The sequence below is a fragment of the Streptomyces sp. NPDC056503 genome, from assembly GCF_042794995.1.
In the GTDB taxonomy this organism is placed as follows: domain Bacteria; phylum Actinomycetota; class Actinomycetes; order Streptomycetales; family Streptomycetaceae; genus Streptomyces.
In genome coordinates, this window is sequence record NZ_JBHTST010000010.1 from 1 (window position 1) to 21,197 (window position 21,197).

The 21,197-nt window shown below is 72.3% G+C and carries 19 protein-coding genes; 7 read left to right on the forward strand and 12 right to left on the reverse strand.

Translation table 11 applies throughout. From position 1 onward, the window contains the following. From ACFQ8C_RS04980 to ACFQ8C_RS05010, 7 genes are all read right to left on the reverse strand, one after another. Positions 1-1,798 (reverse strand): hypothetical protein (locus tag ACFQ8C_RS04980; RefSeq protein ID WP_383452353.1); only part of this gene is annotated, 1,798 nt, incomplete at its 3' end. A 64-nt stretch (positions 1,799-1,862) separates the two neighbouring features. Continuing rightward, entirely contained in the window at positions 1,863-4,130 is a 2,268-nt protein-coding gene (locus ACFQ8C_RS04985; protein ID WP_383452355.1) for an FG-GAP repeat domain-containing protein, read from the reverse strand. A 145-nt stretch (positions 4,131-4,275) separates the two neighbouring features. Continuing rightward, positions 4,276-6,501: an FG-GAP repeat domain-containing protein gene (locus tag ACFQ8C_RS04990; RefSeq protein ID WP_383452356.1), complete on the reverse strand. Its 2,226-nt coding sequence runs from the start codon at positions 6,499-6,501 to the stop codon at positions 4,276-4,278. 199 nt (positions 6,502-6,700) lie between these two features. Continuing rightward, positions 6,701-8,920 (reverse strand): FG-GAP repeat domain-containing protein, encoded by a 2,220-nt coding sequence (locus tag ACFQ8C_RS04995; protein ID WP_383452358.1) that lies wholly within the window; start codon positions 8,918-8,920, stop codon positions 6,701-6,703. 108 nt (positions 8,921-9,028) lie between these two features. Then, complete coding sequence (locus ACFQ8C_RS05000; protein WP_383452359.1) at positions 9,029-9,541, reverse strand: DUF664 domain-containing protein; 513 nt, start codon at positions 9,539-9,541, stop codon at positions 9,029-9,031. Further along, positions 9,541-9,951 (reverse strand): DUF1992 domain-containing protein, encoded by a 411-nt coding sequence (locus ACFQ8C_RS05005; RefSeq protein ID WP_383452360.1) that lies wholly within the window; start codon positions 9,949-9,951, stop codon positions 9,541-9,543. Before ACFQ8C_RS05005 ends, ACFQ8C_RS05000 begins: the two co-directional genes overlap by 1 nt. 211 nt (positions 9,952-10,162) lie before the next feature. Next, on the reverse strand, positions 10,163-10,366 hold the full coding sequence (locus tag ACFQ8C_RS05010; protein WP_043227793.1) for a cold-shock protein: 204 nt from the start codon (positions 10,364-10,366) through the stop codon (positions 10,163-10,165). A 282-nt stretch (positions 10,367-10,648) separates the two neighbouring features. Between ACFQ8C_RS05010 and ACFQ8C_RS05015 the strand changes: the two genes are divergently transcribed. The 4 genes from ACFQ8C_RS05015 to ACFQ8C_RS05030 all read left to right on the forward strand — a co-directional run bounded on the left by ACFQ8C_RS05015 (position 10,649) and on the right by ACFQ8C_RS05030 (position 14,508). Continuing rightward, positions 10,649-11,515, forward strand: coding sequence for a menaquinone biosynthetic enzyme MqnA/MqnD family protein (locus ACFQ8C_RS05015; protein ID WP_383452362.1), 867 nt, complete (start codon positions 10,649-10,651; stop codon positions 11,513-11,515). 220 nt (positions 11,516-11,735) lie between these two features. Then, on the forward strand, positions 11,736-12,950 hold the full coding sequence (gene mqnC / locus ACFQ8C_RS05020) for a cyclic dehypoxanthinyl futalosine synthase (protein ID WP_383452363.1): 1,215 nt from the start codon (positions 11,736-11,738) through the stop codon (positions 12,948-12,950). Between the two features lie 8 nt (positions 12,951-12,958). Beyond that, positions 12,959-13,558 carry a hypothetical protein gene (locus tag ACFQ8C_RS05025; RefSeq protein ID WP_383452365.1) on the forward strand — a complete coding sequence of 200 codons (600 nt, stop codon included), beginning with the start codon at positions 12,959-12,961 and terminating at the stop codon, positions 13,556-13,558. A 71-nt stretch (positions 13,559-13,629) separates the two neighbouring features. Beyond that, a complete protein-coding gene (locus ACFQ8C_RS05030) occupies positions 13,630-14,508 on the forward strand; it encodes a tachylectin-related carbohydrate-binding protein (protein WP_383452367.1) in 879 nt (292 codons plus the stop codon). Positions 14,509-14,661: 153 nt separating this feature from the next. On the opposite strand, the gene ACFQ8C_RS05035 is transcribed toward ACFQ8C_RS05030, so the two are convergent. Both ACFQ8C_RS05035 and ACFQ8C_RS05040 read right to left on the reverse strand, forming a co-directional pair. Then, positions 14,662-15,492 (reverse strand): hypothetical protein, encoded by an 831-nt coding sequence (locus ACFQ8C_RS05035; RefSeq protein ID WP_383452369.1) that lies wholly within the window; start codon positions 15,490-15,492, stop codon positions 14,662-14,664. A gap of 22 nt (positions 15,493-15,514) precedes the next feature. Beyond that, complete coding sequence (locus ACFQ8C_RS05040) at positions 15,515-16,039, reverse strand: SigE family RNA polymerase sigma factor (protein ID WP_383452498.1); 525 nt, start codon at positions 16,037-16,039, stop codon at positions 15,515-15,517. A 134-nt stretch (positions 16,040-16,173) separates the two neighbouring features. On the opposite strand from ACFQ8C_RS05040, the gene ACFQ8C_RS05045 reads away from it, so the two are divergent. Together ACFQ8C_RS05045 and ACFQ8C_RS05050 are read left to right on the forward strand one after the other, a co-directional pair. Further along, a complete protein-coding gene (locus ACFQ8C_RS05045) occupies positions 16,174-16,869 on the forward strand; it encodes a demethylmenaquinone methyltransferase (protein ID WP_383452371.1) in 696 nt (231 codons plus the stop codon). 115 nt (positions 16,870-16,984) lie between these two features. Beyond that, positions 16,985-18,271, forward strand: coding sequence for a geranylgeranyl reductase family protein (locus ACFQ8C_RS05050; RefSeq protein WP_383452373.1), 1,287 nt, complete (start codon positions 16,985-16,987; stop codon positions 18,269-18,271). 75 nt (positions 18,272-18,346) lie between these two features. On the opposite strand, the gene ACFQ8C_RS05055 is transcribed toward ACFQ8C_RS05050, so the two are convergent. From ACFQ8C_RS05055 to ACFQ8C_RS05065, 3 genes are all read right to left on the reverse strand, one after another. Beyond that, positions 18,347-18,796 (reverse strand): DNA-binding protein, encoded by a 450-nt coding sequence (locus tag ACFQ8C_RS05055; protein WP_383452374.1) that lies wholly within the window; start codon positions 18,794-18,796, stop codon positions 18,347-18,349. Beyond that, positions 18,790-19,032 carry a hypothetical protein gene (locus ACFQ8C_RS05060; protein WP_383452376.1) on the reverse strand — a complete coding sequence of 81 codons (243 nt, stop codon included), beginning with the start codon at positions 19,030-19,032 and terminating at the stop codon, positions 18,790-18,792. The genes ACFQ8C_RS05055 and ACFQ8C_RS05060 overlap by 7 nt, the downstream gene beginning before the upstream one ends. A 222-nt stretch (positions 19,033-19,254) precedes the next feature. Then, positions 19,255-20,154, reverse strand: coding sequence for a C40 family peptidase (locus ACFQ8C_RS05065; protein WP_383452378.1), 900 nt, complete (start codon positions 20,152-20,154; stop codon positions 19,255-19,257). 671 nt (positions 20,155-20,825) lie between these two features. Between ACFQ8C_RS05065 and ACFQ8C_RS05070 the strand changes: the two genes are divergently transcribed. After that, on the forward strand, positions 20,826-21,185 hold the full coding sequence (locus ACFQ8C_RS05070; RefSeq protein WP_030494815.1) for an NADH-quinone oxidoreductase subunit A: 360 nt from the start codon (positions 20,826-20,828) through the stop codon (positions 21,183-21,185). Positions 21,186-21,197 lie beyond the last annotated feature (12 nt).

Here is a 21,197-nt window from a genome sequence, read left to right on the forward strand (position 1 = left end):
GGTCGGGGCGGCCGTCGCCGGTGTAGTCGGAGCCGCCGCTGATCTGGTCGTAGGTCTGCCAGCCGCCGCCTATGGCGACGCGGCCCGCGAAGCCGCCGTTGCCGTTGCCCTGGTAGAGCCAGAGCGCGCCCGCCTGGTCGCGGGCGATCAGGTCCGCGTGGGCGGAGCCCGCGATGTCGCCGACGGTCTCGATGCGGTCGTAGATCTGCCAGCCGCCGCCGATCCGGGTCTCCGGGGAGTCGATCTCGCCGTAGCGGCCCCGGCGGAGCGAGCTGTCCGAGCGGAGGACGCCGGAGGCGTCGCGGGCGAGCAGGTCGACGGAGCCGTTGTCGTCGAAGTCGTGCGGCCTCGGCGTGCGGGTCACCGTGAAGGAGCCGGACTTCTTCAGGGCGGGACCGGCGCCGACGAGCGACTCGGCGGTCATCTCCCAGGTGTAGTCGCCGTTGTACGGGGAGCGCGGTCCGGTCGTGCCGTCGGTGTTCTCGAACTGGCCCCACCAGACGGGGCCCATGGGGAAGCCCGTGTCGTAGTTGCTGTCCCAGCCGCCGGCCTCGTCGTAGCCGTCCTGGACCGAGCGGTAGGTGGTGCCGGTGCGGACGTGCTTCAGCTCCACCGTGACCCGCGTGTCCGAGTGGTTGAGGTGCCACTGGAAGTCGAGGTCGTCGCTCTTGTTCAGGTCCACCGTGCCCGTCGGCACCGTCGCGGGCTTCATCTCCGCGGTCTCGGTCGGCGAGCCGTTCGCCGCGACGAAGGTGGTGACCGGCTTGCCGTCCGCGTCGAGGCCGACGCGGTAGGCGCCGTCGCCCGTCCCGACCAGGCCGCCGCTGACCAGCAGGCCGTTCCCGGCGTCCGGCTGGATCGACTGGACGCGGTCGAGCAGCTTGACCGGCGCGGCGGTGGTGTCGGCGAGGTTCCAGGCGCGCAGCCGGTAGTCGAGCGCCGGGTCCGTGCCGTACGTGCCGGGGAACGCGCCGGCCAGGAGCCAGTCGCCGAGCAGGGCGATGCGGGGGGAGGCGTTCACCGGGCCGAGGTCGACGGTCTTCCGCTCGTCGGTGCCCCGGGTGGTCACGACCGCCCGCCGCGTGCCGTCCGCGTCGCTCTCGACCCAGGCGACCCTGGTGTCCGAGGCGGTGAACACGCCGTTGCCCGGCACCTTGTAGACCTCGGTGACCGCTCCCGTCGCGAGGTCGACGAGACCCTCGTTGCGGGCGCCGTCGGCGTCCTTGAAGCGGACGAGGCCGAGCTTCCCGGTTTCCCCGCGGACGAAGAAGTCCTGGGCGCCGGCCGGCAGGCCGGTGATCTGGCGCTTGCCCTCGGCGGTGTGGGCCCAGAGGGTGGTGGTGCCGGTGCCGGAGGTGTTGTCGAGGGTGAGGGCGGTGAAGACGTACGGACCGGCGACGCCCACCGCGTTCGCGTTCTCCGCGGGCAGCTTGTAGCGGGCTCCCGTCGCCATGTCGACGACGTCGCCGTCGTAGTCGACGTACAGGTCGCCGCCGTAGACCTCCGTGTAGGCCCCCAGCGAGACGGTCTTGCCCTCCTTGTAACTGGTCCAGGCGACCGAGTCGCCCCTGAACCAGTTGTCGACGAAGAAGCCGGCGCTGCCGCCGGGCGCGTCGACGATGGTGTGCAGGGGCATCTGCGCGACCGCCTCCTGCGCCTCCGTCTCCGCCGCGGCCGTGACGGGACCGGGGGCCGCCACGGCGGCCGGGACGGTCAGGGCCCCGGCGCCGAGGGTGACGGCGAGGACGGTGGCGACGGCGGCGGCGGTGCGGCGGCGCGTGACGCGTACGGGAAGCAAGACCCCTCCAGGTGCAGACAGGCGGGTTCGCGCAACCGTGCGAACCCGCCTGTGTGACATCCGGTCAGCCGAAAAGGTTGTACGAGCCGCCGGCGAAGACCGTGTTCGCCTTGCGGGCCTTGAAGGGCCTGGCGCGGTCGCCGGTGCCGCCGTAGAGGTACGTCTTCTTCTCCCGGGCGCTGTACGCGAACAGGTCGGCCTTCCCGTCGTTGTCGGCGTCGCCGCCGCCGACCAGCTCGGTGTAGGCGTTCCAGCCGCCGCCGACGCGGGTGCGGCCGGTGAAGGTGCCGTCGCCCTTGCCGAGGTACATCCAGAGGACGCCGTCCTTGTCGCGGGCGAGGAGGTCGCCGCCCGTCGTGCCGGCGATGTCGCCGGTGGCGGTGAGCTGGTTGTAGACGCCCCAGCCGGCGCCGACCTTCTTGCGGGCGGCGAAGGGGGCCTCGACGTCTCCGGTGGACCGGTAGAGCCACAGCACGCCGGTCCTGTCGGTGGCGAGGAGGTCGGGGCGGCCGTCGCCGGTGAGGTCGGAGCCGCCGGCGAGCAGGTCGTAGACCTGCCAGCCGCCGCCGATCCGGGAGCGGTCGTAGAAGCGCCCGTAGCCGTTGCTCTCGTAGAACCACAGGACGCCGGACCGGTCGCGGGCGACGATGTCGGAGCGCTGGGAGCGGGCGATGTCGCCGGTGGCCTCGATCCGGTCGTACGCCTGCCAGCCGCCGCCGACCCGTGCCCGCCGCGCGTCCAGCTCCCCCTGCGGCGTCATGACCGTGCTGTCGGTCCACAGGACGCCGGAGGAGTCACGGGCGAGGAGGTCGGGGGTGGTGTCGAAGTCGAAGCCGTGCGGCCGGACGCCGAGCTCCAGGGCGAGCTGGCCCTTCACCTGCGCCGCCGGACCGATTCCGTTCAGCGGGGTGAAGGTGAAGGAGACCTGGTAGCTGCCGCTGGGGGCGCCGGAGTGCCGCGGCTCGCCGTTCTCCGTGGAGCCGAGGTGGTGATCCCAGTCGAACCGGACGTTCCGCTCCTTGGAGGTCCAGCTCCGGGTGAGCGTCCCGCCGTCCTGGTGCCGGAAGACGGCGTCGACCCGCACGTCGCCCCGGTTCAGCGCGAAGTCGAAGCGGGTGGGGGCGAGGACGCCGTTCACCGGCCGGATCCACTTCCCCTCGTGCGGGAGGTCGGAGGAGCCGGGGCGCAGCGCGGTGGACTGGCGGGTGGTCGCCTCCTGCACGGCCGTCGGCACGCCGTCCGCGCCGGCGGTGATCCGGTAGACGCCCTCGCCGTTCTCCCCGGCGGCGACGCTGCCGCCCCACACGGTCTGGCCGCCCGCGGGGCTGTCGGTGGACCGGACGGTGTGGTCCAGCAGCTCGAACGACTCGCCACCGGTCAGGTGGCGGGCCGTCAGGGCGCGTGCCGGGGACGGCGTGGTCGCGGCGAGTCCGCCGGGCCGGCTGTACGTCAGCCAGTCGCCGACCAGGCCGAGGTCGTAGTCCCGGCCGGGCGCCGCGGGGAGCGGCAGCACGGTCTCCCCGCCGCCGGACCGGTCGCGGACGACCGCCCGGGGGGCGGCGCCCTCCGGGTACTCGGCCCAGGCGATCCGCCGGTCGGCGAAGGTGACGGACGCCGGGTCCGCCGCCGCCGGGACGGCGTGGGTCTCCACGACCTTCGCCGCGGCCAGGTCGACGACGACCCAGACGGCCGCGCCCCGCGCGTCCTTGGTGAGGACCAGGGCGTGCGTGTCGGTGGCGGACGCCAGGGCGGGGAACGCGTCCTTCCCGGGCATGCCGTCGACCACCCGGCTGCCCTCCGCCACGGTGTGCAGCTTCAGGACGGGCTCCGGGCCGGTGGTGGAGACGGCGAGCAGCCCGCCGCCCGCGAGCCCGATCTCCCGGAGGTCGTAGGTGTCCTCGTCGACCGGCAGGGTGTACGAGCCTCCCCTCGCGCCGTCGAAGACGGTGACGGACCGCTCGAAGGGGTTGATCACGGCCCCGGTGTCGCCGGTGGCCACGACCCGGTCCTCGGCGCTGATCAGGTCGAGCTCGATCGTCGTGCCGTCCGTGTACCGCGTGTAGGTCAGCCGCCCGTAGGTGGGGTCCTGGTGGTCGTACCGGTTGCCGTCCATGGTGAAGGCGCCGTGCTTCCCGCCGCCGAGCAGCTTGTGGAAGGAGGGCACCACTCCGGGTCCGTCGGCCGTCGGAGTGGCCTGCGGGGCCTGCGGGGCGGCGTTCACGGCAGCGCCCGCGGGCCCGGCCGTGAGGGCGCCGGCGCCGAGGGTCGTGGCGAGGACGAGGGCGACGGAGGCGCCGAGGCGGCGACTCCGCCCGGAGCGTACGGAAGTCAAGGTGTCTCCCCCTGGAGGTGCCTGGAACGGGCCGAGCGGTACGCACAGGAGTGCGTACCGCCCTGGGAGACTATTGATCAGGAAATATGGTTGTACGGGACCGGGCGGGTGTTTCGCTCCGGCGCCCGCTCCCGTACCCCCGGCGTCAGGAGACGCTGGTGAACGTGGTGCCCTCGCCCGCGTAGAGGTTGGTGTTCACCCGGGTGAAGGGGCGGGTGGAGGACCCGGTCGACTTGTAGACGTAGGTGCCGCCCTTGCCGTGGGCGACGAGGTCGGGGCGGCCGTCGCTGTCGACGTCGCCGGCGCCGACGAGGTGGGAGAAGGCGCCCCAGCCGCCGCCGACCTGGACGCGCCCGCCGAAGCCGCCGCGGCCGTTGCCCTGGTAGAGCCAGAGGACGCCGGCCGTGTCGCGGGCGACGAGGTCGCCGGCGGCGGTGCCCGCGATGTTCCCGACGGCGGTGATCTGGTTGTAGACCTGCCAGCCGCCGCCGACCTTCACGCGGGTCGCGAAGGGCTTCGTGACGGAGCCGGTCCCCTTGTAGAACCAGAGGGTGCCCGCGGCGTCCGTGGCGAGCAGGTCGGCGCGTCCGTCCGCGTCGAGGTCGGAGCCGCCGGTGATCTTGTTGTAGATCTGCCAGCCGCCGCCGACCTTGGCGCGGGCGGTGAAGGTGCCGTCGCCCTTGCCGAGGTAGTGCCACAGGGTGCCGGCCCCGTCGAGCGCGACCAGGTCGCCGTGGGCGGCGCCGGCGATGCTGCCGACCGCCTCGATCTGCCGGTACGTGTTCCAGCCGGCGCCGACCTTGGTCCGCTGGGCGGTCGTGACCTGCCCCGTGACCGGCCGGTCCCGGAGGTCGTCGCGCCACAGGACGCCGGCCGCGTCCCGGGCGAGCACGTCGGTGGAGCCGTTGTTCGTGTAGTCGTGCGGGTTGGGGTCGCGGGTGAGGGTCATCTGCCCGCTGCGGCGGACGCGCCCGCCGACGCCGTCGAGCGACTCGGCCTCCGCCAGCACCGTGTAGGCGCCGTTCGGCGCGTCGACGTCGCCGAAGTGGCCGTCCCAGGTGACGGAGAAGTTCTCGTCGCCGGCGGGGGAGTGCACGTACTGCTGGTACTCCTTGCCCGTGGCCACGTGGGTGAAGGTCACGAACATGTAGGCGTCGGCGCGCGACAGCGTCCAGCCCAGCCGCACCTCGCCGCCGGTCCTGTCGAGGTTCACGCGCGCCGGGATGTCGGCCCGGTCGATGGTCAGGGGCTGCGGGAGGACCATGTCCGCCACCTTGGTGACGGTCGGGGCGCCGCCGCCCGCGGGGGCCGCGATCCGGAACAGGCCGTCGCCGTCCTGGCCGCGCGCGCCGGTCAGCACCATGCTGCCGTCGGCGGCGGAGGCGCTGCCGGTCGCGCTGTCGGCGACGGTGTGCTTCGTGCCGTCGGTCAGGGAGACGGCGCTGACGGGGCTCTCGGGGGCGCCGTAGACCAGCCAGTCGCCCACCAGCTCGGTGTGCCACGAGTCCTCGCGCGAGCCCAGGACGGTCTCCTTGACCGCGCGGGTCGTGCGGTCGACGGAGGTGATGAACATCCCCGTGCCGCTCCTCCAGTCGAGCCACGCCACGTGCGTGGCGGAGAAGAGCAGGTGGCTGAAGCCGTACCCGGACTCGGTGGAGTCGTAGGTCTCCAGGACCTTGTTCCGTCCGAGGTCGATCACGGCGCGGCCGCCCTTGCGCGCGCCCGCCGGGCCGGTCTCGTACGCGACGAAGGCGATGCCGTCCCTGACCGGCGCGCTGGTGAAGAAGTCGGTGGCGTCGGCGGGCAGTCCCGGCACCGCGCGGGTCGTCGTGCCGGTGCCGTCCTTGGTGACGACGTGCAGCTCGGCCGTGCCGTCGGCGTCGGTGATCTGGGCGAGCACGCTCTTCGGGCCCAGCACGGCCACGTAGTTGCCGCCGATCGCGCCGAGGTCGAGCTCCACGCCGGGGGCGGCGGGCTCGGCCATGTTCCGCAGGGTGAGCTTGCGGAACTCGGAGGTGAAGCCGGCGTCGCCGAGGGCGACCACGTCACCGCCGGAGGCCGCCCAGGCCCCGCCCTCGGGGCGCGGGAGCGCGGTCGGCGCACCGCCGTCGTACGGCGTCCAGAGCAGCTCGCGGGAGGGGTCGGAGGGGTAGGAGTCGTACGTGAGGAAGCCGCCGGGGCCCGTCGCCGTGACGGAGGCGCCCGTCGGGAAGGCGGGGAGGGAGTCCGCCTCGGCGGCGGAGACGGCGGCCGGCGGGGCCGCGAAGGCGGCCGGCGCCGTCGAGAGCGTCCCGGCGCCGATGGCCGTGACGGCGAGCACCGCGGTGATGGCGGTGGCGAGGCGGGTGGTGCCGGCGGTGCGGTGCTGCAAGTGAAACCCCCACGAGGAAGACCGGACACGTGCGTGCCGTGCCCGGTCAGACTCGCGAGGTGATCGAGTGGTTGTACGAGTGGTTCCGCGGGATCGGGCGAGGTGGTCGTACGCGGAACCCCCCCGGGGGTCCGTGAGGGCCCTGGCTCCCGGGGAGGGACCGGGCACGGTCGCGCCGTGCCCGGCCGGTGCGCGTCCGTCAGCCGTTGAGCTCGTACGACCCGCCCTTGAAGAGGGTCGTGGTGGCGCGGGTCAGGTCGAACGGGGTGTATCGCTGCCCCGTGCCCTTGAAGAGGTAGGTGGTCCTGGTGGCCGGGTCGACGGCGAGCAGGTCGTTCCTGCCGTCGCGGTCGGAGTCGCCCGCGCCGACGAGCTCGGAGTAGCGGCCGAAGCCGCCGCCGACGCGGGTGCGGGCGGTGAAGGTGCCGTCGCCCTTGCCGAGGTACATCCAGAGGACGCCGTCCCTGTCCCGGGCGAGGAGGTCGCCGGAGGCGGCGCCCGCGATGTCGCCGGTGGCGGTGAGCTGGTCGTAGACGCCCCAGCCGGAGCCGATCTTCTTCCGGGCGGAGAAGGGGGACCTGGCGTTGCCGGTGCCGGTGTACAGCCACAGGACACCGGTCCTGTCGGTGGCGAGGAGGTCGGGGCGGCCGTCGCCGGTGAGGTCGGAGCCGCCGGCGAGCTTGTCGTAGACCTGCCAGCCGCCGCCCACCTGGGTGCGGGCGTCGAAGCCGCCGCGCCCGTTGCCCTGGTAGGCCCAGAGGACGCCGGCCTTGTCCCGGGCGATCAGGTCCGCGTGGGCGGTCCCTCCGAGGCTGCCGGTGGCCTCGATCCGGTCGTAGACCTGCCAGCCGCCGCCGATCCGGGTCTCCGGGGCGCCGGTCGCGGCGTCGCCCCGGTAGGCGCTGTCCGACCAGAGGACGCCGGAGGCGTCCCGGCCGAGCAGGTCGGGGGAGCCGTTGTCGTCGAAGTCGTGCGGCTTCGCGGCGCGCGTGACGGTGAACGATCCGGACCTCTTCAGGGCCGGACCGGCTCCGGCCAGGGACTCGGCGGTCATCTCCCAGGTGTACGCGCCGTTGTACGCCCCGATCCGTGCGGCCGAGCCGTCGGCATGGGTGGCGTCCAGGGTGCCGTCCCACGCCTCGCCGTAGGGGAAGCCGGCGGAGTAGTCCGCCCACCAGGTGTCGGAGACGTCGAAGGCGCCCTCGGTCCGGGTGTGGGTCTTCCCGGTCCGGGTGTGCTTCAGGACGAGCGTGTACTTCGTGCTGGTGTGGTTGAAGCGGAAGGAGAAGTCCGGGTTCCGGGTCGTGTCCAGGTCGACCGTGCCGGTGGGCACGGTCGCCGGGCTCATCTCCGCGGTCTCGACCGTGGTGTAGGAACCGATGAGGGTCGCGGCCGGGCGTCCGTCCTCGCCGAGGGTGATGCGGGCCGCGCCGTAGCCGGCGCCCAGGTTGCCGCCGCCCGCGAGCAGGGCGTCCGTCCCGTCCTGGACGAGGGCGCCGGAGACCCTGTCGAGCAGCGGGCTGCTGGTGGCTCCGCTGGTGAGGTGGGTGGCCAGCAGGGCGTTCCTCGTCGTGGAGCCGGTGGTGGACCGTCCGACGTGGACGATCCAGTCGCCGAGCAGCCGGGGCTTGAACGCGTGCGTGCCCAGTCCGATCCTGCGCTGCTCGCCGGTGGCGCGGTCGCGGACGACCGCCGTGCCCTCCCCGGTGGCGTCGTTCCACTCGGACCAGGCGATCCACCGCGCGTTCACGCTGATGTCCGTGGGCACGGAGGGCATGTCCCGGTACGTCCACGCGCCGGGCGTCGCGAACGTCTCGGTGATCTCGGCCGACGCCAGGTCCACGAGGGCGTGGTACTGCTTTCCGTCGGCACCGATGAAGCCGAGGACGGCTTCCTCGTCGGTGCCCGGACGGACGGCCAGCTCCCTGACCCCGGCCGGGAGGCCGCTCACCGCACGGGGCTCCTCGTCGGCGGAGTACATGGTCAGCGTGGTCTCGCCGCGGTCGGTGGCGAAGAGGTGGCCGCCGGCGATGCCCACCCCGTAGGCCGAGGCGGGATAGGCGAACGTGGCGCCGGTGGCCATGTTCTTCACCTTGCCCCCGCTGCGCGACCCGTAGTACAGGTCGCCGCCGACGTCCCAGGCGGTGCCGAGGGACTCCGTCCTGCCGGTCGCGTAGCTCGTCCAGAAGATCGTGTCGGGGTCGTGCGGGAAGTGCGAGAAGAAGCCGCCGGTGCCGCAGCCGAAGGGCGTGGTGTGCGGGTGCATCGTGGCGACACCCTCCGCCGCCGGGGCCGAGGCGGACGGGCCGTCGGCCGCGACGGCCGCCGGGACGGTCAGGGCGCCCGCGCCGAGCGTGACGGCGAGGACGGTGGCGACGGACGCGGCGACGTGCCGGCGCCGGGTACGGGCGAAGAGCAAGGATCCTCCAGGAGCGAACCGTGCCTCGTACGCGAGTACGAGACACGGGGTGGACTCCCGGGGGGCCCGAAGGGTTGTACGGGCCCGGCGCCGGTCCTCCCGCCGGCCTCAGCCGCCCCGCCGCTCCACCACCCCGCGCACGTACCCCGCCTGCCCCGCGTGCTGGAGGTCCTCCGCGACCACCGACACGAGCCGGACGCCCAGGGTCACGGGCGGGTCCCACGCGGTGTCGACGACCCGGTCGAGGTCCGCGTTCGTGACGGGGGCGAGCAGCTCGGCCGTCCGGTCGTGGACGGCGTCGTGGTAGCCGAGGAGCAGCGCGGCCGGCGCCCGTACGGCCCCGACCTGCGCGGACGTGTGGCCGTAACCGGTCGCGGCGGGCGGGAACGGCAGGCCGAAGCGGTCCCGCCAGCCGTCGGAGCGCCACAGCTGCTCCGTGCCGAACGCGCCCGCCAGGTGGTCGTCCTGGATGCGGGTGAGGTGCCAGACGAGCCAGGCGACCGAGTTGGCGTCCGGGTCGATCCGGACGGCGAGCTCCTCCTCGCCGAGGCCCTCCACGGCCTCGTGGACGGCCTCCCGGATCCGGCCGAAGGAGTCGAGCAGCAGACCGGCACTGTTCATCACGCCCCCTTGGGGTCGCGCGCCTCCCGCCAGCGGGCCAGCTCCGCCTCGACGTCGAAGGGCGTCAGGTGCAGCGGCGGTCCGGCCGGCGGGCGGCGCAGGGCTTCCGCGATCTTGGTGTTGATCTCGCCGAGGATCCGCCGGACCTGGCTCTCCGAGGCGGCCGCCGCGACCGCCGCGGCCGTGTCCTCGACCTCCTTGCGGAGCAGGAGGCCGGCCGGCAGCGCCGACATGCCCTCGCGGTGCATCTTCTGCTTGACCCACCACAGCTCGTCGTACGGGGCCGTGTCGTCGGCGAGGGGCTTGCCGAAGCCGGAGAGCCTGCTGAACTCGCCGCGCTCGGCCGCCTCCCGGATCTGCTTGTCGACGAAGGACTCGAAGCTGACGCCAGGCGGTTTCCGTTCGGTCATGTGTCCAGCGTACGTATCGGGGCCGGATCGCAGGGGGGAACGCCGTCCGTCGCGGCACGTACGGGGTGGACGGCGGCGGTAGGGGGTGGACACCGGCGGTAGGGGGTGGACACCGGCAAAACGGGCAGGAGCCCCGCTCGTGCCGCACCTGCGGCACGGAGCGGGGCTCCTTGGGTACTGCTCTAGAAGATCGCGATCGCCACTACGGCGTTCAGATCGTGGTGACGTTCTCCGCCTGCGGGCCCTTCGGGCCCTGCGTGACGTCGAAGCTCACCTGCTGGTTCTCCTCAAGCGAACGGAAGCCGTTCGCGTTGATCGCGGAGTAGTGGACGAAGACATCCGGGCCGCCGCCTTCCTGGGCGATGAAGCCAAAGCCCTTTTCAGCGTTGAACCACTTGACGGTTCCGGTAGCCATGAGCCCTCCTATGGGCCAAAGGGTCGCCCTGCTCCAGAACCTGCAAACAAGTCTGAAAACTACAAAAGCCTGCGGGTCACATGCTCCGCAGGCTCTGTACTGCAAGGGAAACCAAACTGCAACTTGCGTCGAGCCTAGCACGCAGCGTGCGCGCAGCGATAGAGGGAAAGATCACGTCACCCTCATGTTTGATCCGGGCTCTCACATGCTGACGCGCCGCGCCGATGTGCCCGGAAGCCCCCGACGATGTCCACGGTACGAGACGGGGTCTAGCCTCGCGTTGTGGACAATGCGAACGACGAGCACCAGCGCAGCCGGCCCCGGGTCGGGCACATCCAGTTCCTGAACTGCCTGCCCCTCTACTGGGGCCTCGCCAGGACCGGAACGCTCCTCGATCTGGAGCTGACCAAGGACACCCCGGAGAAGCTGAGCGAGCGGCTCGTCCGGGGCGACCTCGACATCGGCCCGATCACCCTCGTCGAGTACCTCCGCCACGCCGACCGGCTCGTCGCCCTCCCCGACATCGCGGTCGGCTGCGACGGTCCCGTCATGTCCTGCGTGATCGTCTCCCAGCGGCCCCTGGAGGAGCTGGACGGCGCCCGCGTCGCCCTCGGCTCCACCTCCCGCACCTCCGTCCGCCTGGCCCAGCTGCTGCTCACGGAGCGGTACGGGGTCGAGCCGGCGTACTACACCTGCCCTCCCGACCTGGGCCTGATGATGCAGGAGGCCGAGGCGGCGGTGCTCATCGGCGACGCCGCGCTGCGCGCCTCGCTGCACGACGCGCCCCGGCTCGGGCTCCAGGTCCACGACCTGGGCCTGATGTGGAAGGAGTGGACGGGGCTCCCCTTCGTCTTCGCCCTCTGGGCGGCCCGCAAGGACTACCTGGCCCGCGAACCGGAGACCGTCCACGACGTCCACCGGGCCTTCCTCGCCTCCCGCGACCTCTCCCTCGACGAGGTCACCAAGGTGGCGGAGCAGGCCGCCCGCTGGGAGGCATTCGACGCCGAGCTGCTGGAACGGTACTTCCGTACGCTCGACTTCCGCTTCGGTCCGGAGCAACTCGCCGGAGTGCGCGAGTTCGCCCGCCGCACCGGACCGACGACCGGTTTTGCGGCGGACGTCGCGGTCGATCTGCTTCCGCCGGAATAGCCCCGCCCGATCCCGCTCGGCCCCCTTCGCGGAGTCGGGCAATTCCCGTCCGCATTTACCGCCCGGGAACCGCGTCGGCCACTCCCATTCCCGCCGCGGGAATCGCGCGATTGAACGTTCATCGGAAATTCACGCCGATACGGACCCCGGCCCGGTCCCGCACCCTCACTGGCGTACGCTGGGCCGGTCTGTCAAACAAGCCTCCGAAAGGGACGAAACGGTGACCGAGAAGGCCGACCTCACGTCGTTCGATGTCACAGCCGTTCTCGACCGCGCCGCCGCGGGCGGCCGTATCACCCCCGAGGAGGCGCTCGACCTGTACCGCTCGGCGCCCCTGCACGCGCTGGGCGCCGCCGCCGACGCCGTGCGCCGCCGCCGCTACGCCGGCACCGAGCACATCGCGACGTACATCATCGAGCGGAACATCAACTACACCAACGTCTGCGTGACGGCCTGCAAGTTCTGCGCCTTCTACGCCGCCCCCAAGGACACCAAGAAGGGCTGGACCCGCGACCTCGACGACATCCTGCGCCGCTGCGCGGAGACCGTCGAGCTCGGCGGCACCCAGATCATGTTCCAGGGCGGCCACCACCCGGACTACGGCGTCGAGTACTACGAGCAGCACTTCTCGGCCATCAAGAAGGACTTCCCGCAGCTCGTCATCCACTCCCTCGGCGCCTCCGAGATCGACCACATGGCGCGGATCTCCGGGGTCTCCGTCGAGGAGGCCATCACCCGCATCCACGCCGCCGGCCTCGACTCCTTCGCCGGCGCCGGCGCGGAGCTCCTCCCCGAGCGCCCCCGCAAGGCCATCGCGCCGCTCAAGGAGTCCGGCGAGCGCTGGCTGGAGATCATGGAGATCGCCCACGGCCTCGGCGTCGAGTCCACCTCCACCATGCTCATGGGCACCGGCGAGACCAACGCCGAGCGGATCGAGCACCTGCGGATGATCCGCGACGTACAGGACCGGACCGGCGGCTTCCGGGCCTTCATCCCGTACACGTACCAGCCCGAGAACAACCACCTCAAGGGCCGCACGCAGGCCACCCTCTTCGAGTACCTGCGGATGATCGCGATCGCCCGGCTCTTCCTCGACAACGTCGCCCACATCCAGGGCTCCTGGCTGACCACCGGCAAGGAGGTCGGCCAGCTCTCCCTGCACTACGGCGCCGACGACCTCGGCTCGATCATGCTGGAGGAGAACGTCGTCTCCTCCGCCGGTGCCAAGCACCGCTCCAACCGCCTGGAGATCATCGACCTCATCCGCAAGGCGGGCCGCGTCCCGGCGCAGCGCGCCACGACGTACGAGCACCTCGTCGTCCACGACGACCCGGCGAACGACCCGGTCGACGACCGCGTCGCCTCCCACATCTCCTCGATCGCCATCGAGGGCGGCACCGCCCACCCGGAGCTGAAGCTCCTCGACGCGAACTGAGGCCCTCCTTGCTCACCCTGCACGCCGCCGACGGGTCGCCGGAGACCGCCGTCCTCGTCGACGGCGCGCGGATCGCCGCCGTCGGCCCGTACGAGGAGCTGGCCGAGGCCCACCAGGACGCCCGCCTCCGCCGCTGGCCGGGCCTCCTGCTGCCCGGCCTGCTCAACCCGTACGCCCCCGAGCTCCTGGAGCGGACCTACCACCCGGACCCGCGCGAGGCCGACGCGTACGGCACCGAGCCGGTCACCGGGGCGCGGGCCGCGGAACTCCTCCGCGCCGACCCCTCCCGCCCCGGCGCGAGCGCCCGCCGGGGCGTCCAGCGGATGCTCGCCCACGGCACGGTCGCCGTCGCCGGGGAACTGCGCACCCGCGCCGCCGCCGACGCGGTGCGCCGCGCCGGCCTGGCCACCGGCCGCCGCCCCGACGTCCTCCCCGGCCCCCCGTCCTTCTCCCCGACCCCCCTCGTCCTCCTCCCGCGCCCGACCCCCGGCGCCCCCGCCCGCTTCGCCGTCTTCGCCGTCGCCGACACGGCGGAGCTCGTCCGCCGGGGCGCGTCGACCTGCGTGGCCACGATCCTCGACGGCCGGCTGGTCTACCGCGCCCGCTGACCCGCTCCGCCCCCTCGTGCAACCATCCGCCGCCCCCGGGGTGTCCACGGAGGAAACGAGGAGGGGTCGACATGGCACGCACGCACAGGACCATCGCGGGGGCGGCACTGGCCGCGGCGCTCGTCCCGCTGACGCTCGTGGCACCGGAGGCGCTCGGGGGAGCGACCGCCCACGCCGCGGTGACCTCGCCCGCCGCCGGCGAGCGGGGCGCCCTGCACGCCCGGGACCGCTCCGGCGTGCTGTGGCGGTACGAGGGCACCGGCGACACCGCCCGGCCCTTCGAGCGCCGCAAGCGCGTCGGCGCCGGCTGGCAGGTCTACACCGTCGTCACCCCGCTGTGGAAGCCCGACGCCGCCGGTGAGGGCGACCTGGTGGCCCGCGACCGGAGCGGTGTCCTCTGGTACTACGGCGGGACGGGCGACCCCGACGCCCCGTTCAAGCCCCGTGTCAGGATCGGCGGCGGCTGGAACGCCTACACCGCCCTCACCGGCGACTCCAGGGGCGGCCTGGTCGCCCGCGACGCGGCGGGCGTGCTGTGGCACTACGAGACGAAGTCGATCGGCGGCGGCCGGTTCTACGACCGCGTCAGGGTCGGCGGCGGCTGGAACGCCTACACCACCCTGACCACGCTGGCCTCCCCGGACGGAGCGCTCGGCCGGGACACCGCCGGCGTGCTCTGGAAGTACGACGTCCCGCCCGTCGCCCCCGGCCCGCCCTTCACCCGCAGGCAGCTGGTCGGCGGCGGCTGGAACCGCTACACCGCCCTCACGGGGACGGGCGAGCTCGGCGGGGACGGGAACCCCGACCTGGTCGCCCGCGACGCCGCCGGCAACCTCTGGCTCCACCAGGGCGAGCGCTGGACGGCCCCCTCGTGGAACCCGACGCTCGTCCCCGACAGCTCCCGCAGCCTGATCGGCGGCGGCTGGAACACGTACGACCTGCTGATCTGACCCTCCCCGGCCGCCCTCGCCCCCGCGCCGCCGACGGCGCGGGGACGAGGGCGCGGGGACGCCGGACGGGTCCGACGGCGCGGGGACGCCGGACGGGTCCGACGGCGCGGGGACGCCGGACGGGTCCGACGGCGCGGGGACGCCCGGCCGGACTCACCCGCCCACGATGGCCGGAGACTCCTTCTTCTCCACCGGCCGCGCGTCCGTGTCCCGCACCAGGTCGAGGAAGCGGGGGTCCTCCGCGACGGCGAACAGCTGGCGCGGGGTCACGGGCGACGGCGCGCCCTCGGGGTCGACCGAGAGCCGCACGCGGCTCCCGCCGTACACGAACCGCACGTACGCGGCCGACGTGCCCGGCTCGCTCGTCGCCAACGACAGCAGCTGGGCCTCGCGGTCCCCGTCGAAGACGACGGTCTCGCAGACGATCCTCGGGTCCGGCCTGTCCGGGCAGTCCTCGACGGCGCGGTCGTCGGTCGGCCGCACCGACACGGTCAGCCAGAAGGGCTCCCCGCCCGCCGTGATCCGGTAGGCGGACACCTTGTCCTTGACCGGCCGGATCTCGGTGACCTTCGCGGGCAGCAGCTCGTCGAGCAGCACGGCCACGCGCTGCTGGTGGACCGCCCGGCGCTCCCGCTCGGCGTCCGAGAGCCCGTCCGGGTTGTCGGGCGGGGGGACGCCCGGCGTCTCCTCCACGACCACCGGGGGATAGCTCGCGTCCGGGTTCACGCTCGGGCTCGCGCTCGCCCCCGGCGACGAGGGCACGGCGGCCGGCATCGCGGGAGCCGGGTCGCTCCCCGGCAGCAGCGTGAGACCGAGTGCCCCCGCGGTGACCACGCCGAACGCGGTCGCCGCGGTCGCGAACCGGGCCCGGGCCCGGCGCCTGCGCCCCTCGCGCACGGCGAGCGGGGCGAGGTCGGGCAGCGGCGGAAGGTCCTCCGCCGTGTGGTCCAGGGCGTCGCGCAGGGCGGTGGTGTCGTCGTTCACAACAGACCTCTTCCTCGGATCCTCAGAGCGAGAGCCCGGCGTCGGCCAGGCGTACGCGGAGACGGGCGAGCGAGCGCGAGCACTGGCTCTTCACGGTCGCCTCGCTGCACCGCAGCAGCGCGGCGACGGAGGCCACGCTCTGGTCGTCCCAGTAGCGCAGCACGACCATCGCCCGGGCCCGCGGCGGCAGTTCGGCGAGGGCGGCGAGCAGCGTGACCCGCAGCTCGGTGTGGTCGGCGGCGGGCTCCGGCACCGTGCCCCCGGTCCGGGTGAGCACGAGCAGGTCCCGGAGCCGCCGGCGGCGCTCCGCCAGGAACGTCCGGGTCAGCACCGTCTTGGCGTAGGCGTGCGGATGCTCGGCCGCCCCCGCCCGCCGCCAGTGCTGGTACAGCTTGGCCAGCGTGGTCTGGGTCAGGTCCCGCGCGTGCTCCGCGTCCCCGCAGAGCAGGTACGCCGTCCGGTACAGCCGCTGCTGCGCGGCCCGCGCGAACTCCTCGAACCCGGCCGCCGACCCCACGTCCGCCACCACGGCCACCCCCGGGTCCATCTCGGTCGTCAATGCCATCGCACCCCTGCTCTCCTCGCTGCCGTACGGCGCTTCCGACCGTCCTTGAGCACACCCGGGTCCGAAAGGTTGAAGCGGTACGGGAGGAGATTCCGGCGGCTGCTTGAATGGGGAGCGTGACCCGAGCCAATCTGGACAAGCAGCCGCACGAAGTCGCCTCCATGTTCGACGACGTGGCGGCCAACTACGACCTCACCAACGACGTGCTCTCGCTCGGCCAGGACCGCAGATGGCGCAAGGAGGTCGCCAAGGCGGTCGACGCCCGGCCCGCGCAGAGGATCCTCGACCTCGCCGCCGGCACCGCCACCTCCTCGCAGCCCTTCGCGCGCGCGGGCGCGTACGTCGTCCCCTGCGACTTCTCCCTCGGCATGCTGCGGGTCGGCAAGCAGCGTCACCCGTGGATGCCGTTCACCGCCGGCGACGGCACGAAGCTGCCCTTCCGCGACGACGTCTTCGACGCCGTCACCATCTCCTTCGGCCTGCGCAACATCCAGGACACCGAGCAGGCCCTGCGCGAGCTGTACCGGGTCACCAAGCCGGGCGGCCGGGTCGTCATCTCCGAGTTCTCCCACCCCACGTGGGCCCCGTTCCGCACGGTGTACGAGGAGTACCTGATGCGCGCCCTGCCCCCCGTGGCCCGCGCCGTCTCCTCCAACCCCGACGCCTACGTCTACCTCGCCGAGTCCATCCGCTCCTGGCCGGACCAGCCGACCCTCGCCGCCCTCCTCCGGAAGGCCGGCTGGTCCAAGGTCGCCTGGCGCGACCTCACCGGCGGCATCGTCGCCCTCCACCGGGGCTTCAAGACCCCCTGAGCCCCGCCCCTCCGCCGCGGTCCCCACTCCGCTGGACGGGGCCTGCGGTCCGGCTCGTGACGCCCGTCCTAGACTTCCCAGCGACCCTCTTCGCCGACCTTTCGGGAGATTCGCCGTGACCGAGAAGCCCCTCTCCGAGCACAGCGCTGATGTGATCGTCGTCGGGGCGGGCCCGGCCGGCTCCACCACCGCGTACTACCTGGCCAAGGCCGGGCTCGACGTGCTGCTCCTGGAGAAGACGGCGTTCCCGCGCGAGAAGGTCTGCGGCGACGGACTGACCCCGCGCGCCACCAAGCAGCTCGTCGCGATGGGGATCGACATCTCCGAGGAGGCCGGCTGGCTGCGGAACAAGGGCCTGCGGATCATCGGCGGCGGGGTGCGGCTCCAGCTCGACTGGCCCGACCTCGCCTCGTACCCGGACTACGGCCTGGTCCGCAAGCGCGACGACTTCGACGAGATGCTGGCCCGGCAGGCGCAGAAGGCCGGCGCGCGGCTGTACGAGCGCTGCAACGTCGGCGCGCCGATCGTCGACGACCGCACGGGCCGCATCACGGGCGTCCACGCCAAGCTGGGGGAGGAGAAGACCGAGGTCACCTTCCACGCCCCGCTGGTCGTCGCCGCCGACGGCAACTCGACGCGCCTCTCCCTGGCCATGGGCCTGCACCGGCGCGAGGACCGGCCGATGGGCGTCGCGGTCCGCACGTACTTCACGACCCCGCGGCACGACGACGACTACCTGGAGTCGTGGCTGGAGCTGTGGGACAAGCGCGGCGCCGAGGACCGCCTGCTGCCCGGCTACGGCTGGATCTTCGGCATGGGCGACGGCACGTCCAACGTCGGCCTCGGCATCCTCAACTCCTCCTCCGCCTTCCGCGAGCTGGACTGGCGCGAGGTGCTGAAGGCCTGGTGCGCCTCGATGCCCGAGGACTGGGGCTTCACCCCGGAGAACATGACGACGCCGATCCGGGGCGCCGCCCTCCCGATGGCCTTCAACCGCCAGCCGCACTACACCAAGGGCCTGCTCCTGGTGGGCGACGCGGGCGGTCTGGTCAACCCGTTCAACGGCGAGGGCATCGCCTACGCCATGGAGTCCGGCCAGATCGCCGCCGACGTCGTCGTGCAGGCCCACGCCCGCGCCACCCCCGCCCAGCGCGAACTGGCCCTGCAGAGCTACCCGAAGATCCTCAAGGACACCTACGGCGGCTACTACACCCTGGGCCGCGCCTTCGTGAAGCTCATCGGCAACCCGAAGGTCATGAAGATCGCGACCCAGCGCGGCCTGACCCACCCGGTCCTCATGAAGTTCACGCTGAAGATGCTGGCGAACCTCACGGACCCGACCGGCGGCGACGCCATGGACCGCATCATCAACGGCCTGTCGAAGGTCGCGCCGAAGGCGTGACCCCCCGCGCTTGATCGGTCAAGGTCGGGCCGCACGGTACGAAGCCGAGCGGCCCGGCGTACGGCAGTCGGACCCTCAGACCTTGATGATCTTCACCTTCGGTGAACCGGAAAGCTCTTCGGCCGCCTTGCACAGCGCGGGGATGTGCGACTTGTCGGACGTGACGAGCAGCACCGGGGGAGTGCAGAGTGCGGCCGTGGCCACCACGAGTGCGTCCACGAGGCATTCGTGTCCGTCAAGTCCCGAGGCGTCGAGCAGCTTTGCCGCGGCGTCCGTCACCGCGTCGTCGACCGGTTTCACATCGAACCGGGAAAGCAGGAACCGGAGTCGCTTGGCGGCCTCGCCGGTCCGGCGCACCTCCAAGGGCGTCAGGGCGGACAGCGCGACGCGCCGGCCGCTCTGCTGAGCTACCTCGATGCGCGCGCGCATCCCCTCGTCGCCGTCGACATGCAGTGAAAGCCCTTGGGCGTCCAGGACGAGCGTGCCCTCGCTCTTTGCCTTGATCTTGAGGCGCTTGCTTACCACTCCTGTTCCGCCTGCCGCCGCGCTTCGGCGGAGACGGGGCCGAACGCCTTGCGGTCGGCGGTCACGACCTCGCGGAGCTTCTGCGCGGCGAGCCACTCCTCCAGGGCTTCGGCCACAACGGAGGAGAAGCCGTTCTTGCCGGTACGCTCCTCGACTTCCTTGATCAAGGATTGCGCCAGCGACACCGATCTCTTACCGGCCCGCTCGGCGGCCTGGGGGGCTACGTGGCTGCTCATACCTAAAACGTAACACCGGTGGTAGGAAAAATCTCGGGGGAGACGTGCTCGGTTCATTGCCGACCGATCCGCCGACCCTGGTGCGGGGTGTCCGGTGAATCACCTGCGACTCGGTGAAACCAAGGTCGCGCCGAAGGCGTGACCCCCCGGGGTCCCGGTACGACGAAGGGCCGTCGCTCCCCCGAGGAGTGACGGCCCTTTCGTACGGCTCCGATCCGGGGATCAGAGGATGCGGACGGCGCCCGACGGCGGGTCCCAGTCCAGGGAGCGCTCGACGACGCCCGTGGAGGGGTTCTGCGCGCCGACGTACTTGCCGCCGCCGACGTAGATGGCGACGTGGTACGAGCCGCTGCGGCTGCCCCAGTAGAGGACGTCGCCCGGCTGGAGGTTGCTCAGGGAGACGGAGGTGCCCATGCTCGACTGGGAGTACGAGATGCGCGGCAGGTCGATGCCGGCCTGGCGGTAGGCGGCCTGGACGAGGCCGGAGCAGTCCCAGGAGTTGGGGCCGGTGCCGCCGGAGACGTACGCGTCGCCGACCTGCGCCTTGGCGAAGGCGACGATCGCGGCGGCGGAGCCGGAGGCGACCTGGGTCGACTCGGAGGCGGAGGAGGAGCCCGAGCCCGAGTCGGAGTCCGAGGACGACGAGTCCGACGCCGAGGTGGCGGTCAGCTGGGTGCGGGCGCTGTCGCGGGAGGCACGGGCCTGCGCCTCGGCGCGGGCCTCGGCCTCGGCGCGCTCGCGCTCGGCCTTCGCCTCGGCCTCCTGGCGGGCCTTCTCGGCGCGCTCGGCCTCGGCCTTGCGGTCGGCCTCGGCCTTCGCCGTCTTGGCCTCCTTGGCGGCCTTCTCCAGGGCGGCGGCCTCCTGGGCCTCCAGGCTCTGGTCGAGGGCCTCCTGCTGGGACGCCTCGGCGGAGGCGGCCACGGCGCTGGAGAGGTCGGTGCCGAGCGAGCCCAGCGTGGGCATCTCGATGGTCTCGGTCACCGGCTCGGCACTGGCCGGTCCGGCAGCACCGGCCACCGCGATGGTGCTGAGGACGCCACCGGCAACTCCGGCGCGGAGCGCGAGCTTCGAGGCGCTGCGGCGGGGCTTCCGGTGGCTGGGTATGTGAGCGGTCTGGGACATGGGTACAACCGCTATCAGGGCTTCACGGTTCCCTTCAAGAAACGTGGGTTGCGCCACAGTTACGACCGGAACCTTCCAATCCGCTTCCTCGTCGCCCTTATTGACGCCGTAACGGGCAAATCGGGCGCGCCTCATTGTGCCCTTGATCATGGGTTTTCAATCAGATGCCCGAATTGCCCTTCGCTTACCACCTCTTCACGCGGATGGCCAAGCCCCGTTCTTTTCGGGCTCCGGCGGCGTGACGCAGGTCACATCCCCGTCTCGTGAACGCGTGCACACGGAGTCAGGACGTCCACTTCGGTCCCGCCGACCCCTCGGACGGGCGACGGGGATGCCTATATCACCCGTACGCGTCCACTGCCAATTTGCTTGCACGGTCCATCTCTTGATAGAGCGCCACCTGCTCCGACCAGCGATTTCCGGTCCGAATGTCACACCTGGTGATCACCTGGGCGCTTCACGCGACAAGATCACTGCTCATCCGGCTTCATGATCCTTCGTCAGGTGGTGGAGATCACAAATCCGTTGGTGACCCCCGTGTCGCAGATCACAGAGGGGCGGGCTTAAGATACGCGGACGTCGGGCTTGTGAACTGCCTCACATGGGGGCGATCTTTCGCGGACCCGACGGTGCGGTCCAACGGTCAAGGACGACTGGAAGGAGCGAGGAGCGTGAATGCGTACGCGCCCATCCTCGTGCTCGGTGCCCTGGGTGCGGGGTTTGCGATCTTCTCCGTGGTCATGGCCACGCTAATCGGGCCAAAGCGGTACAACAGGGCAAAACTTGAGGCGTACGAGTGCGGCATCGAGCCGACGCCCACTCCCGCCGGTGGCGGCCGCTTTCCCATCAAGTACTACCTGACGGCGATGCTCTTCATCGTCTTCGACATCGAGATCGTCTTCCTCTACCCCTGGGCCGTCACCTTCGACGCCCTGGGGCTTTTCGGGCTCGTGGAGATGCTGCTCTTCGTGCTCACCGTCTTCGTCGCCTACGCCTACGTGTGGCGGCGCGGCGGCCTGGAATGGGACTGAGGGGCTGAGGAG

Coding starts and splice junctions, on each gene's coding strand:
- ACFQ8C_RS05000 (WP_383452359.1), bottom strand. CDS start 9,541: ATGAACAGTGCCGGTCTGCTGCTCGACTCCTTCGGCCGGATCCGGGAG.
- ACFQ8C_RS05005 (WP_383452360.1), bottom strand. CDS start 9,951: ATGACCGAACGGAAACCGCCTGGCGTCAGCTTCGAGTCCTTCGTCGAC.
- ACFQ8C_RS05010 (WP_043227793.1), bottom strand. CDS start 10,366: ATGGCTACCGGAACCGTCAAGTGGTTCAACGCTGAAAAGGGCTTTGGC.
- ACFQ8C_RS05030 (WP_383452367.1), top strand. CDS start 13,630: ATGGCACGCACGCACAGGACCATCGCGGGGGCGGCACTGGCCGCGGCG.
- ACFQ8C_RS05040 (WP_383452498.1), bottom strand. CDS start 16,039: ATGGACCCGGGGGTGGCCGTGGTGGCGGACGTGGGGTCGGCGGCCGGG.
- ACFQ8C_RS05060 (WP_383452376.1), bottom strand. CDS start 19,032: ATGAGCAGCCACGTAGCCCCCCAGGCCGCCGAGCGGGCCGGTAAGAGA.
- ACFQ8C_RS05065 (WP_383452378.1), bottom strand. CDS start 20,154: ATGTCCCAGACCGCTCACATACCCAGCCACCGGAAGCCCCGCCGCAGC.